Source organism: Streptomyces sp. NPDC052236 (assembly GCF_044548015.1).
Lineage (GTDB): Bacteria > Actinomycetota > Actinomycetes > Streptomycetales > Streptomycetaceae > Streptomyces.
In genome coordinates, this window is sequence record NZ_JBIUBL010000008.1 from 60,326 (window position 1) to 74,235 (window position 13,910).

Below are 13,910 nucleotides of genomic sequence, written 5' to 3' on the forward strand. Positions count from 1 at the left end.
CGCTGGTGTCCGCCCGGCACCGGTGGGGCGAACGTCACAGCGGACAGTACGGATCACGCCTGTCGCGGCCGACTACCGTGTGCGGGTGCCGAAGAACAGAAACACGTTCTCATCGCTGACCGCCTGGCGGCGGCGCCTCCTCGCGTCCGCCGTCCACCGCGGATGGCGGTGGGTGCAGGCAACGGGCGCCGTCACCGCGGAGCAGCCGGGACGGCTGCGTTTCCGGCGGCTCGGCCCCGGCACCCGGCTCGCGTTCCCGCAGGGCACGGTCTTCGGCGAGGCGTGGATCGAGCTCGGCGACCACTGCATCATCGGTGAGCAGGTCTCTCTCACCGCGGGGATGATGCCGGATCTCGACCTTGGGCCCGACCCTGTTCTGACGCTGGGCAACGGCGTGGTCCTGGGGCGGGGCAGCCATGTCGTCGCCGACGCCCGGGTGACCATAGGCCCGGACACGTACTGCGGTCCGTACGTCTACATCACCTCGACCAACCACAGCTACGACGATCCCCACCAGCCGATCGGCAGGCAATGGCCGCGGACCGAGCCGGTGGAGATCGGCTCCGGCTGCTGGCTGGCGACGGGCGCGGTCGTGCTGCCCGGCGCGCGGCTCGGCCGCAATGTGGTGGTCGCGGCGGGCGCGGTCGTACGGGGCGAGGTCCCCGACCACTCGGTGGTGGCCGGAGCCCCCGCGAGGATCGTGCGGAGCTGGGACCCGGTCCGCGGCTGGGAACCCCCGCTGCGTACGCCCGCTCCCGTACCGATCCCGGAAGGCGTCACGCCCGAACAGCTGCTGGCCCTCGCCGACCTGGAACCGGAGAATCCTTAGCCGTCAAAAGCCTCTAGCCGCTCGCGAGCAGCACCGTGCCGACCAGTGCGAGCCCCGCGCCGGTGGCCTGGACGAGGCGCAGCCGCTCCTTGAGGAGTACGAGCGCCGCGAGCACCGTGATCACCGGGTAGAGGTTCGCGAGTACGGCGGCGACGGTGACGGGACCCAGCTGCGCGGCGACGGAATACGTGCCGTTGGCCGCGACATCCGCGAGTCCCACAAAGGCGAGGGCCGGGAGCGCGGATCGTACGAGCCGTATCCCGCCGGCCTCCGGAAGCACCCGCCCGCCGCGCCTGACCGATACGTACAGCGCCGCGCCGCCGACCGCGACATTGGTGACGCGCTGGACGAAGAGCGCGAGGAACAGGCCGGTGAGGGTGGTCGAGGCCGCCGCGATCAGGGCCATCACCGCGCCGAGCCCGAACGCGGCGACCAGCGTCAGCAGCACCGCCTGCCGCCGCACCGCAGCTCCCCGCAGCTCGGGCCCGCCCGCCAGGACAATGCCGGCCACGGCTACGGCGATTCCGGCGAACTGGAGCAGCCCCGGGCGCTCGCCCACGAGCAGGCCGACGCCCACGGGCACGGCGACGCCCAGCGAACCGAGCGGCGAGACCACGCCCATCGGCCCCAGGGCGAGCGCCTTGTAGAAGCTCAGCATCGCCACCGTGCCGACGGCGCCCGCCGCCACCGCGTACCAGAGCAGCGGTTCGGCCTCCTGCCAGCCACCGGTCGCGACGACGATCGCGCCGAGTACCACGGCCGCGATCGACTGCGACGCGACGACGACCGTGAGGGCCGGGATGCGCCGCGCCAGCAGCCCGCCGCCGAAGTCGGCCAGTCCCCACAGGAGGCTGGTGGCCAGGGCGAACAGGGCTGTCATGGGGTGCCTCGCAGTACGGTGTGGTGAACGGGTGGGTACATCGCACCGTAGTGCACTCTATTGAACTTTGTCATTGAAGATATTGGACGGAATGTGACGGACCTCGATCAGCTCACGCAGTCGCTCGCCCGCAACCTCAAGCGCTGGCGCGGCGAGCGGGGGCTCACGCTGGACGCTCTCGCCGCCCGCGCCGGGGTCAGCCGCGGCATGATCATCCAGATCGAGCAGGCGCGTACGAACCCGAGCGTCGGCACCACCGTGAAGCTCGCCGACGCGCTCGGCGTCTCCATCACCACGCTCCTGGACTACGAACAGGGCCCGCAGGTCCGCCTCGTACCGCCGGAGCAGGCCGTACGGATGTGGTCCACCTCCACCGGCAGCTACACCACCCTGCTGGTCGGCACCGAGAAGCGCGGGCCCCTCGAACTGTGGGCCTGGCGGCTGATGCCCGGCGACGGCAGTGCCTCCGACCCGCATCCGGAGGGCACGGTCGAGCTGCTCCATGTCACCGCGGGCGAACTCACGCTCGTTGTCGACGGCGAGCCCCACCCCGTACCGGCCGGGACCTCCGCCACCTTCGAGGCGAATGTCCCGCACGCCTACCGCAACGACGGCGAGAGTGTGGTCGAACTGACGATGGCGGTCTCCATCCCGCCCGTACGCTGATCCCCCAACCGAGGCTCCAGCACGGGCTGTTAGCCTGGCGCACGTGCGCGCACCAATCGGTAACTTCAACGATGCCCGGCCCGCCGTGGACTGCCTCGGCCTGCTCACCGCGCCGGTCGCAGAGGCTGTCCGCGCCTGGCGCGGTGACGTCCCCGCCGAACAGCTGATCTACGTGGACACCGACCCGGAGATCGCGGACACCGCCGTCTTCGTGGAGCACTACGGGCAGGAGATGCTCGACGTCTCGGCGAACTGCGTGGTCGTCGCGGGCAAGCGCGGCGGCGAATCGACGCTCGCCGCGTGCGTCGTCCGCTCGGCCACGCGCGTCAATGTGAACGGCGTGGTGCGCAAACAGCTGGGCGCCCGCAAGGCTTCGTTCGCCTCCATGGACACCGCGACCGGGGAAACCGGAATGGAGTATGGCGGCATTACGCCCATCGGGCTGCCCGCCGATTGGCCGCTGCTGGTCGACTCCACCGTGGTCGATACCGAGTGGGTCCTGATCGGCAGCGGCCGGCGCCGCGGGAAACTGATGGTTCCGGGCAAGGCGTTCGCCCAGCTGCCGGGCGCCGAAGTGCTGGAAGGACTGGGCATTTGAGCACCTCGGCGGCAGAATGCTCTGACATAACTACCGGGCATGTCGTCGCTCGAAGGAGTGCCTGAGCATACGGAAGCAGAACCTTTGCGCCCGTTTCCTCGTTTGCGCTGGGAGGCGCACGCCGTGGACGATATGTCCGAATCGCTTGGATTTATCCACACTAGATCGCACTAGATGTCATGGCGTGCGCCCCGCGTGCCATGAGTCACCGTATCGAAAGGCGCTCCAATGGACACTGCTCTCGTCTCCGCGGTCGGCAGGCCCGGGTCCACACCCGTCCGCCAGGCTACCCACCGGGTGCCGCTGGCCAAACAAGCCGAGGCCCACCGGCGTGGTGGAGATCTTCCGGCCCCGGTCAGCAGACTGCTGTCGGCCAGTGAAGGGCCGAGTCCGTTGGTCGTCGCGGCCTTTCAGTCGTCGGTCTGAGTGACTGACTGAGGACTGGACGGACGGATACGAGCCATGGACCGGCCACTGCCATCGCTGAGCCAATTTGTACTCAAGGTCCATAGTCGATGTGATCTCGCCTGTGATCACTGCTACGTCTATGAGCACGCGGACACCAGTTGGCGTGGTCGGCCCAGGGTAATGCCCGAGAAGGCCATGGAAAAAGCGGCGGAGCGGATCGCCGAACATGCCGCCGGGCACCGGCTTTCCGCGGTCCATGTGGTGCTGCACGGGGGCGAACCATTGCTTGCCGGGCGGGTACGGTTACGCAAGGTTGCCGAAGCGCTGTACGGGGCGCTGGACGGCGTATGCGCGCTCGATCTGCGCATTCACACCAATGGCGTACTGCTCGACAGTAAATTCTGTGACCTCTTTGCCGAGATGAATATCAAGGTCGGCGTGTCGCTCGACGGCGACAAGGCTTCCAATGACCGGCATCGCCGTTATGCCGACGGCCGCAGCAGTCATCCGCAGGTGCTGCGGGCGGTGGAGCTGCTTCAGCGGCCTGAATACCGGAAGTTATTCGCGGGACTGCTGTGTACGATCGACGTGGAGAATGACCCCGTCGCCGTGTACGACGCGCTGGTCGCCCTCGATCCGCCGCGCATCGACTTTCTTCTGCCGCATGCCACCTGGGACGTACCACCACCCCGGCCGGGTGAGTCGGCGACGCCCTACGCGGACTGGCTCGACGCCGTCTACCGGCGCTGGGACCGTGCGGGGCGGCCCGTCCCGGTGCGGCTCTTCGACTCCGTACTGCGCACGCTGCGCGGCGAGAGCAGCCTGACCGAGTCGCTGGGCCTGGCGCCCGCGGACCTGGTGGTCATCGAGACCGACGGCACCTTCGAACAGGCCGACAGCCTCAAGACCGCGTTCGACGGCGCGCCCGTCACCGGCATGGATGTCTTCGCCAACACCCTGGACGAGGTCGTCCAGCACCCCGGAATGCTCGCCCGCCAGCAGGGGATCGAGCAGCTGAGTGAGCAGTGCCGCGCCTGCCCCGTGGTCACCTCCTGCGGCGGCGGTCTCTACGCCCACCGCTACCGGACCGCCAACGGATTCGACAACCCCTCCGTCTTCTGCCCGGACCTGAGGGAACTGATCATGAATATCCGCGACCAGGAAGCCGCTGCCCGGCCGCGCCCGACAGGCTTCCAGCTGACCGGCCAGAACGCCGAGCCCGCCGAACTGGCCGAACTCGACGAGCTGGCCAGGGGTTTCGGCAGTACGGAGACCGTGGCGCGGCTGGCCGCAGCCCAACTCGACCTGGACCGCGCACTCCTGGCGGCCGTGAGTGAGCGCGCCCCGCGCACCGACAAGGTGGCCGCCGCGGCCTGGGAGCTGCTGACCGAACTCGACCAGGACGCCCCCGACGCGGTGGACGCGGTGGTCGCCCACCCGTACACGCGGCCATGGGCGCTGCGCGTCCTGGAAGGCCGCGCCCCGGCGACCGTCACGGGCGGCCTGGCCGAGCTCGCCGCCGCCGGCGCGCTGCGGGCGCGCCACGGCGGTTCTGTCCGCGTCCCGCTGCGCGACGGGCTGCTGCGGCTGCCGGGCCTCGGCGCGGTCACGCTGACCCCCGACGCCGGCCACGCCGACGTGACCGCGGACGCTGACGGCTTCACGGTCACGGCCGCGGGCCGGACCCTGCGATTCGGCCGGTACGAAGGCGTGGACGGCCTCACCCCGCACTGGCAGCCCGTCAGGCTCGCCGAAATGCCGGGCTGGACCGTGGCGCTGGAGGACACCGACCCGCTGCGCGACGCCCACCAGTGGCCGGTGACGCGGCGCCTGTCCGCCGGTGAGGCCAAGATGTGGGCGGAGGACCTGACCGAGGCATGGTCGCTGATCCAGCGTGAACTGCCCCAGTACGCGCCGGGCGTGGCCGCCGGTCTTCGCGTCCTGACGCCACTGCACGCCCCGGAGGGCAGCGAGGTCAGCGCCGCTTCCAAGGAGGCCTTCGGGGCGGTGGCGGCGGCCCGGCCCCTGACGCCCGACCTGCTCGCGCTGCTGATCGTCCATGAGTTCCAGCATGTGAAGCTGGGGGCGGTACTGGACAGCCACGACCTGTACGACCCGGCGGACAGCCGGAGGTTCTACGCGCCCTGGCGCCCCGACCCCAGGCCGCTGGCGGGCCTGATCCAGGGGACGTACGCGCATATCGCGGTGACGGACTTCTGGCGCGTACGGCGGCTCACGGCCGAGGGCGAAGCGGCACAGGGAGCGGCGGCACAGGGAGCGGCGGCGGCGCGGACGGCGGAGGCGCAGTTCGCCCGGTGGCGACAGCAGACCTGCGAGGCGGTCGAGGTGCTGGCCGGATCCGGCGCGCTGACACCCTTGGGCGAGCGTTTCGTGGCCGGGATGGCGAGCACAACCCACGCGTGGTCGGCGGAAACGGTCTCGGCGGCGGCACTGGCCGAGGCCCGTCGGGCCGCCGACAGCCACCGGGCCGACTGGCTGACCCGTAATCCGCTCACCTGAGCCCCGCCGACGCATGTGATCGATTTCCTGTGATCGTTCCGTGTGATCGTTCCGTGTGATCGTCCAATCAGGACACGGCAGGCGTGTTCGCGCTGTTCCGCTCGGTAATTGACGTTTCCTACACTGAGGCTCCATTCACATGGACCGGGGGAGATGTAGTGCTGGGAGACGCGGGGGCAGGGAGAGATGGGTCGGAACCGTACTTCTTTCTCAGTTATGCGCATACACCGAAGAATCACCCCAAGGACAAAGACCCGAACGTCTGGGTGGAGCGGTTTTATCGAGACTTATGCGCTCATGTACTCCAACTGACCTCGCTTCCGGCCGGGGTGCCCGCCGGTTTCATGGACCAGCAGATGCAGCCGGGGGAGGGCTGGCAGGAGCGGCTTTCGGAGGCGCTCGCGTCCTGCCGGGTCTTTGTGCCGCTCTATTCGCCGCGCTATTTCCTCAGTGAGCAGTGCGGCCGGGAATGGTTTGTCTTCTCCACGCGCGCCGCGCACCATCACGCGCACTCCAACGGCTCCTCGGGGAGCGGGATCGTACCGGCACTGTGGGTTCCCGTAGCGGCCAAGCAGCTCCCGCAGCCCGCCGAGCGCCTCCAGTTCAACCACGCCGCCTTCGGCGACGACTACGCCGACGAGGGCTTCTATGGGCTGATCAAGCTCAGATACCTGCGCGACCAGTACGAGCGCGCCGTCTATCTGCTGGCGAAGCGCATCGTGAACGTCGCGGAGCAGACCCGGATCTCCGCGGGCGACCCCCACCAGGACTACGGGGCGATGCCCAGCGCCTTCGGTCCGCCGGGACCCGCGCGGGAGATGGAGGTCTCGGTGCTCGCCTGCTCCGGGTCCGATCTGCCGGAGGACCGCGGCCCCGACTGCTACGGCCCGCGCCCGCGCGACTGGAATCCGTACCATCCGAAATCGTCCAGGCCGATCGCCGACCATGCCGTCGATCTCGTCCGGAACCTGGATTACCGGGTGCGCGTTGCCGAGTTCGAGGCCGAGGCCGAACGCCTGCTGGCCCCGGGTTCGCCGCGCGCGCCGGGACTGCTGCTGCTGGACCGCTGGGCCCTCGACGCCCCGCACCGCCGGGAGCTGGTGCGGCGGCTGTGCGCCGAGAACCGGCCGTGGATCAGCGTCATGATCCCCTGGAACCGCGAGGACCCCGAGTGCCGGGTGCGGGAGGACGAGTTACGCACGGCCACCGAGGAGTCCCTGGCCCCGCGACGGGAAGAGGACGGCGGCTACCGCTCGCCCAGCGGCGGTCTGCCCACCCTGGAGGCGTTCAGCCAGGAGCTGCCGGGCGCCGTGAAGGCGGCGGGCAAGCACTTCGCGGCTCATGCGCAGACCTTTCCGCCGCAAGGCCCCAGCGGGCCGATGCCACGGGTGCTTCCGTCGGGGGTCGGCTACGGCGCCGGCATTTCCGCGTCCACCGCTCGTGACACGGAACAGGCGGCGGAGCGGGCAGCGAAGCAGGCAAAGGAGCAGGCAAAGGACAACGCCGACAACGCCGACAACGGGGAGGGGTTTTCATGACAGAGGACCGCAAAGGGACCATCGTCACCTTCTACTCGTACAAAGGCGGCACGGGCCGCACCATGGCGCTGGCCAACGTGGCCTGGATTCTGGCGGCGAACGGCTGCCGGGTACTCGCCGTCGACTGGGACCTGGAAGCGCCGGGGCTGCACCGGTTCTTCCACCCGTTTCTCGATCTCTCCGTCCTGGAGGCCACTCCCGGGCTGATCAATCTGATCACCGAATACCAGGAGGAGGTGCGGCGTCCCGCCGAGCGCGAACCCGACTGGCACCGTGATTACGCGCGGGTCAGGCCGCACGCGACATCCATCGACTGGGCATTTCCGCGCAGCGGCAGCCTGGACTTCCTCTCCGCCGGCCGACGCAACCGCGACTATTCCTCGACGGTCGGAAGGATGGACTGGGACGATTTCTACGAGCGCTTCGGCGGCGGCCAGTTCTTCGACGCGATGCGCGCGGACATGCGCCGCCATTACGACTACACCCTGATCGACAGCAGAACCGGGCTCAGCGACATCGCCGATATCTGTACCGTCCAGATGCCGCAGGTCCTGGTGGTCTGCTTCACACTCAGCGACCAGTCCATCGATGGCGCGTCCTCCGTGGCCCGGGACATCTCCGACCGTTATGACGACAAGCGCATCCGCATTCTTCCGGTGCCGATGCGGATAGACGACGGCGAAAAGGAGAAGGCCGACGCCGGACGCGCACTGGCAAGGGAGAGTTTCTCCGGTCTTCCGGCCGGTCTCAGCGGTGACGAACTGGCCAATTACTGGGGCTCTGTCGAGATCCCCTACCGGCCGTTCTACGCCTATGAGGAGATTCTTGCGACGTTCGGAGACGCTCCCAATGTCTCCAGCTCGATGCTCACCGCCTGCGAACGCCTCACCTCCGTACTCACCGACGGCAGGATCTCCACGCTGCCGCCGATAGACGAGGTGGAACGGCTCACCCATGTGGCGTCCTATACGCGACGACGGCCGGTCCCGCCCTCCAATGTGGTGCTGCCCTATGTGTCCGAGGACCGGATGTGGGCGGACTGGCTGACAGCGGTACTCACCCGCACCGGAGTACATGTGGTGCCGGTGGACGTCCGCGCGGCCGATCCCTCCAGTGCGGAGCGGGAATTCGCCTCGGGCGGGGCATACCGGGTGCTGCCCGTCGTCTCACAGGCCTTCCTCTCCTCCCAGCGGGCCGGAAACCTCTGGGAGTCGTTCATGAGTTTCGACTCCATCGGCTCCCGGCGTCAGCTGGTCCCCGTACGCGTCGCCGATGTGCGCCTCAGCCTGCCCATGACCAGCCGCGGAATCGTCGACCTGGTACGGCTGGACGAGACCGAGGCGGTCAACGCGCTGCTGTCCGCGCTGGACCGGGGCGAGAACGCCGCCTCGCTGCCGCCGACCGCCGCGGCCGGTGGCGTGCGCTACCCCGGCGGCGTCCCCAGGGTGTGGAACGTACGGCCGCGCCATGCCTGGTTCACCGGCCGCGCTCCCGTACTGGACCGACTGCGCGACCAGCTGCGCGGCGACCCCCGCTCCGCCCAGCGCTTCCCCCAAGTCCTGTACGGGCTCGGCGGCGTCGGCAAGACGCAAGTGGCCCGGGAGTACGCGCACCGGTTCCGGGCCGACTACGACCTGGTGTGGTGGGTGGAGGCGGAACAGCCCGACCGGGTGGTCTCGTCACTGGCGGAGCTGGCCGCGCGGCTGGATCTGCGAGCGGGCGATGAGTCGCGCGAGGCGGCCAGGGCGGCGCTCCAGGCGCTGCGGAGCGGCACACCGTACTCCCGCTGGCTGCTGATCTTCGACAATGCGGAGGATCTCGACCGGGCGCTGAAACTGCTGCCCGGAGACACCGCCCCCATTTCCAACGGCATCTACGGCCATGTCCTGGTCACCTGCCGCAACAAGCCGATGTCGACGCGGCTGGAATCGATGGAGGTGGAGGTCTTCACCCGCCCGGAGAGCGTCGAGCATCTGCGCCACAGGGTGGCGAAACTGCCCACCCGGGACGCCGACCGGGTCGCGGAGGCCGTGGGCGACCTCCCGCTCGCGGTGGAGGTGGCCGCCGCCTGGCTCGCCGAGACGGCCACTCCCGTGGACGCCTATGTGGAGCAGCTGAAGGAGCAGTCCACCAAGGTCCTCTCCCTCGGCAAGCCCGAGGACTACGCGACGCAGATCGGCGCCACCTGGAACCTCTCCATCGCGCGGCTGCGCAAGGAGTCCCGTGCGGCGGTGCGGCTGCTGGAGCTGTGCTCGTTCTTCTCCGCCGAGCCGATTTCGATGCGGCTGATCGGCAGCGACGCCATGTTCCAGTCGCTCCTGCCCTACGATCCCGACCTGCGCGAAAGATACATGCTGGGCAAGGTCATCCAGACGCTGAACCGGTTCGCGCTGGCCAAGGTGGACCCGGCGGACAGCTCCATCCAGGTCCACCGGCTCGTACAGGCGGCGGTGCGGGCGGGCCTCTCGCCTCAGGAGCAGGACAAGGCGATGCACGAAGTGCACCGCGTACTGGCCGAAGCCCGGCCCAGGGAGGACGTGGACAGCGACAACCCGGTGAACGACCCGAAGAGCTGGCCCAGTTTCGAGCTGATCTGGCCGCACCTCGCCGCCTCGGGCATCGCGGACTGCGACGAGGAGAACGTACGGCAGTTGATGGTCGACCGGACCCGCTTTCTGCTCAAGCGCGGGGAACTGGAGAACGCGCGGCGCCTGGGCTCGCAGCTGAACGAGGCCTGGACCAGCGAGCTGGGTGAAAACGATCTCCAGACCCTGAACATCCGCTTCGAACTGGCCAACGCGCTGCGCGCGCAGGGCAAATACCAAGAAGCCCGCGACATGGACGAGGACACACTCGCCCGGCAGATCCACGTCCTTCATGAAGGCCACCCCAATATTCTGATCACCACCGGCAGCCTGGCAGCCGACCTGCGGGCGCTGGGGAAGTTCGACGAGGCGCTGGAGCGGGACCTGCGGATCTACGACGGATTTCGCCAGATCTTCGGCGAGAACCATCCGCGCACCCTGATGGCGGCCAACAACCTCGCCATCGACTACAGGCTCACCGGCGACAGCGAGCGCGCGCGCCGGCTGGACGAGGAGACGGTGGAGCGCCGCAGCGCACTGCTGGGCGAGGACCACCCGTTCACCCTGACGACGAAGGGCCATCTCGCCCGTGACCTGCGGGAAATCGGCGAGTACCAGTCCTCGGTGCAGGTCCTGCGGGAAGTGGTCGCCGCGTTCGAGCGGGTGCTGAACGCCGACGTCCCCGAGGTGCTGCGCACCGCGAAAAGCCTCGCTGTCTCGCTGCGCAAGGAAGGGCACCCGCACGAGGCGAAGCGCATCACCGAGGAGACGTACAACCGCTACCGGGAGCGGTACGGCACCAAGGTGCCCGACGCGCTGGCCTGCGGTCTCAACCTGGCCGCCGACTACTCGGCGGTCGGCGACAAACAGGCGGCCCTGGACCTCGCCCGCCAGATCCTGGACGGATACCGGGAAACACTGGGCGAGGACCACCCCTTCACACTCGCCTGCCGCAACAATGTGGCCATCTACCAGCGCACGCTCGGCGGCGCGGCGCGGGCGGCGGAAGCGGGCGAACAGGTGCGTACGGCGCTGGAACGCGCACTGGGCCCGCGCCACCCCTTCACCCTGTGCGCCGCGATCAACCTCGCCAACTCCTACGGCGACCTCGGCCAGCACGACCGGGCGGAGCTGTGGGAACGCGCCGCGCTGGAGGGCCTGTCGCAGCGGTACGGGCCTGCGCACCCCGATGTGCTGGCCTGCCGGAACAACCTGGCGATCACTCTGCGCGCCGCCGACCGGGATCAGGAGGCACAGCAACTGCGCTCCGAGGTACTGGAGCTGGCCACCGAGCAACTGGGCGTCGAGCACACGATCACCGAGGCGGCGCGTGCGTGGCGGCGGGTCAACCGGGACCTCGAACCACAGCCGGTCTAGGGCGTGTTCGGGTGCCCCGGCGAAGCCAGGGGGAGGACCCCCGGCCCCGCGACGCCTGGGACGCGCTCCCCGGTTACCTCCCCCGGGTGAAGCCGGGGGAGTGCCACCATCGGTACGAGGGTGATCTACCGCTGGAACTTCGTCCGGGGGCTCAGCCCCGCGACGCCTGGCGCGCGCTCCCCAGCTCCCACTGGGGCCCCGAGCGAAGCCGAAGGAACCCCCACCGCCTTGCCATGGCACGCACCGGAGCCCGCAGGGCCCGCCTGCGGCGGGACTGGGGCAGGCGCGGGTACCGCTGGCGCGCCGGGCGGCTCACGAAGTGGCCCACTTCAGTACGCGGGTGAGCACCTGCAGAGCCCCGAAGTGCGCCGCCCCGCGCTCCACCACCAGCCGCGCGCCCGGAATCCTCTCCGCCAGCCACCGGGTGTGCTGCACAGGGGCGAAGACATCGTCCTCGCCGTGCCAGAGCAGCACCGGCGCGGCGATGTCCTCGGGCCGGAACTGCCAGGCGGACGAGAACGCCATGACATCGTCGATCCAGCCCGCGGCCGAACTGCGCAGGCCCTCGGCGAAGTTGCGCACCAGCATGGCCCGGATGCCCGAGTCGGCGACGATCTCGCGGTCCGACGCGGGCAGTCCGTGCCGCATCGCGGCCACCGAGGCCCTCGGATCGGCCCGGATCGTCACCGTACGGAACTCCAGCGCGGCGGACAGCTGGTGGTGCCCGGCCGCCGCGTTGACGTACTCGCGGACATTGGACTCCGTCATGCCCTCGAACCAGTCGAGGCCCTGCGCGTCCCGGGGCGCGAGCCCCACGAGCGCCGCCGTCCGCACCGCGCGCTCCGGCAGCAGCGCGGCGCAGGCGAGCGCGTGCGGCGCGCCGCCGGACCGTCCGACGACGGCGAACTCCTTGAACCCCAGCTCATTGGCGATGGCCTCGACATCGGCCGCGGCGCTCGCCACCGACCGTCCCGGTAATCGGTCCGAAGCGCCGTACCCGGGACGGTCGAAGGTGATCAGGTGCACCCCCAGCCGGTACAGCACCGCACCGCGCGGAGCCGGTCCCAGCCGGCTGCCTGGTGTGCCGTGCAGCAGGAAGACCGGTCTCCCGCGCGGGTTCCCGCGTAGCTCCACGGCCAGGCTGCGACCGTCCTCGGTGCGAATCAGCTGCCCCAACTGGTGCCTCCCCCCAGTGCGCCCCCGATACGCGGCAAGTATGAGCCCATGCGCGTGCGTCGTACATATACCCACGCAATCCGATTGCGCTACGGGATCACGCCGGTCAGCTCCGCTCCGACCGGTGGACAGGCAACCAGTGTCGCGCGAAATCGACGGCGTCGGCGAGCCCGATCAGCCTGCTGTCCGCCCGGCCTACGAAGCCCGTCCGCACGGCCCCCCCACTCGCGGCACGCTCGAAGTCCGCCCCCATGGCCCCGAAGTCGCTGTCGTCCAGGTCCACGTCCTCGTACTCCCACCACCGTCGCCCGCCGTTCGCGGACACCACACACCGGTAGAGGCGTCGGGGCGGCCCCGCCACCCGGTACTCGCCGAGATGGAACGCGGTACAGCGGTCGAACCCCGTACCCAGCAGCAGCACCTGGGCCCCCAGCTCGTACAGCCGGGCCAGCGGGGAGCGTTCGCCCAGATGGCAGTCGGGGCTGTGGTCCGCGACGATCCGCCCGGCGCGCGGGCCGAGCGCCGCGAACGACGTCTGCGGATGGCTGCTGCGCAGCGCGCCCGGGGCCAGTCGGACCGTCTCCGCGAACGCGCCCATCAGGGGCGCGGGCGTGCTCGCCCGGTCGAAGGGCGCCATGCCCGCCCGTACGGCCGCCCGCTCCTCCTCGCCCAGACCGCGCACCCGGTCCCGGTAGGCGGCGGAGGTGTCGGAGTTCTCCGGGGTGAAGGCGGGCACCACCAGCGTGCCCCGTGGCCCCAGCGTCCGGCGCACCGCGCGTACGACCGCCCCGGGGCCGTCCTCCACCGGGCCCACCGCGTGCAGCGACGCGTGCACCATGAGGACGCCGCCGGGCTCGACGCCCAGCCCGGACAGCTGCGCGGCCAGCTGCTCTTCGTTGTGGATCGCGCTCAAGACCCTCAGCCCAGCCGGGGGATCTCGATCGCCGGGCAGCGGTCCATGACCATGTCGAGACCCGCCGCGCGGGTTCGCTCGTACGCCGCCTCGTCGATCACCCTCAGCTGGAACCAGACCGCCTGCGCGCCGATCGCCACGGCCTCGTCCGCGACCGCGCCCGCGAGGTTGGAATTGACGAAGACATCGACCACGTCCACCTTGAACGGAAGGTCGGCGAGGGAGGCGTAACCCTGCTCGCCATGGACCGTCTCGGCCTTGGGGTGCACGGGTACGATGCGTTTGCCGAAGCGCTGGAGGACCTGGGCGACGCCGTACGCGGCGCGCGCCCGGTTGTTGGACAGGCCGACCACCGCCCAGGTGTCGCCCGTCGCGGTCAGGATCTTGCGGATGGTTGCCGGATCGCCGTACATGGCCTGC

Annotated in this window: 10 protein-coding genes; 6 read left to right on the forward strand and 4 right to left on the reverse strand. The window is 69.9% G+C overall.

Going from position 1 to position 13,910, the window contains the following annotated elements:
* Positions 1 to 85: 85 nt before the first annotated feature.
* Complete coding sequence (locus ACIHCQ_RS15640) at positions 86 to 829, forward strand: acyltransferase (protein ID WP_399662176.1); 744 nt, start codon at positions 86 to 88, stop codon at positions 827 to 829.
* Between the two features lie 13 nt (positions 830 to 842).
* Here ACIHCQ_RS15640 and ACIHCQ_RS15645 read toward each other — a convergent pair whose 3' ends face one another.
* On the reverse strand, positions 843 to 1,709 hold the full coding sequence (locus ACIHCQ_RS15645; RefSeq protein WP_399662178.1) for a DMT family transporter: 867 nt from the start codon (positions 1,707 to 1,709) through the stop codon (positions 843 to 845).
* 93 nt (positions 1,710 to 1,802) lie between these two features.
* Between ACIHCQ_RS15645 and ACIHCQ_RS15650 the strand changes: the two genes are divergently transcribed.
* The 5 genes from ACIHCQ_RS15650 to fxsT all read left to right on the forward strand — a co-directional run bounded on the left by ACIHCQ_RS15650 (position 1,803) and on the right by fxsT (position 11,401).
* Positions 1,803 to 2,375, forward strand: coding sequence for a helix-turn-helix domain-containing protein (locus tag ACIHCQ_RS15650; protein ID WP_399662180.1), 573 nt, complete (start codon positions 1,803 to 1,805; stop codon positions 2,373 to 2,375).
* A 43-nt stretch (positions 2,376 to 2,418) separates the two neighbouring features.
* The gene (locus ACIHCQ_RS15655) at positions 2,419 to 2,973 is read left to right on the forward strand and encodes a YbaK/EbsC family protein (protein WP_399662182.1); all 555 of its coding nucleotides are present in this window, start codon (positions 2,419 to 2,421) and stop codon (positions 2,971 to 2,973) included.
* A 462-nt stretch (positions 2,974 to 3,435) separates the two neighbouring features.
* A complete protein-coding gene (locus tag ACIHCQ_RS15660) occupies positions 3,436 to 5,901 on the forward strand; it encodes an FxsB family cyclophane-forming radical SAM/SPASM peptide maturase (protein WP_399662184.1) in 2,466 nt (821 codons plus the stop codon).
* 158 nt (positions 5,902 to 6,059) lie between these two features.
* On the forward strand, positions 6,060 to 7,439 hold the full coding sequence (locus ACIHCQ_RS15665; protein WP_399662185.1) for a TIR-like protein FxsC: 1,380 nt from the start codon (positions 6,060 to 6,062) through the stop codon (positions 7,437 to 7,439).
* Positions 7,436 to 11,401 (forward strand): FxSxx-COOH system tetratricopeptide repeat protein, encoded by a 3,966-nt coding sequence (gene fxsT, locus ACIHCQ_RS15670; protein ID WP_399662187.1) that lies wholly within the window; start codon positions 7,436 to 7,438, stop codon positions 11,399 to 11,401. The genes ACIHCQ_RS15665 and fxsT overlap by 4 nt, the downstream gene beginning before the upstream one ends.
* A 312-nt stretch (positions 11,402 to 11,713) precedes the next feature.
* Here the strand turns inward: fxsT and ACIHCQ_RS15675 are convergent, their stop codons facing one another.
* The 3 genes from ACIHCQ_RS15675 to ACIHCQ_RS15685 all read right to left on the reverse strand — a co-directional run bounded on the left by ACIHCQ_RS15675 (position 11,714) and on the right by ACIHCQ_RS15685 (position 13,903).
* Positions 11,714 to 12,577, reverse strand: a complete 864-nt coding sequence (locus tag ACIHCQ_RS15675; RefSeq protein WP_399662189.1) for an alpha/beta fold hydrolase — start codon at positions 12,575 to 12,577, stop codon at positions 11,714 to 11,716.
* Between the two features lie 106 nt (positions 12,578 to 12,683).
* A complete protein-coding gene (locus ACIHCQ_RS15680) occupies positions 12,684 to 13,499 on the reverse strand; it encodes an aminoglycoside N(3)-acetyltransferase (protein ID WP_399662580.1) in 816 nt (271 codons plus the stop codon).
* Positions 13,496 to 13,903 carry a CoA-binding protein gene (locus tag ACIHCQ_RS15685; RefSeq protein WP_399662191.1) on the reverse strand — a complete coding sequence of 136 codons (408 nt, stop codon included), beginning with the start codon at positions 13,901 to 13,903 and terminating at the stop codon, positions 13,496 to 13,498. The genes ACIHCQ_RS15680 and ACIHCQ_RS15685 overlap by 4 nt, the downstream gene beginning before the upstream one ends.
* Positions 13,904 to 13,910 lie beyond the last annotated feature (7 nt).

Coding starts and splice junctions, on each gene's coding strand:
- fxsT (WP_399662187.1), top strand. CDS start 7,436: ATGACAGAGGACCGCAAAGGGACCATCGTCACCTTCTACTCGTACAAA.
- ACIHCQ_RS15645 (WP_399662178.1), bottom strand. CDS start 1,709: ATGACAGCCCTGTTCGCCCTGGCCACCAGCCTCCTGTGGGGACTGGCC.
- ACIHCQ_RS15660 (WP_399662184.1), top strand. CDS start 3,436: ATGGACCGGCCACTGCCATCGCTGAGCCAATTTGTACTCAAGGTCCAT.
- ACIHCQ_RS15685 (WP_399662191.1), bottom strand. CDS start 13,903: ATGTACGGCGATCCGGCAACCATCCGCAAGATCCTGACCGCGACGGGC.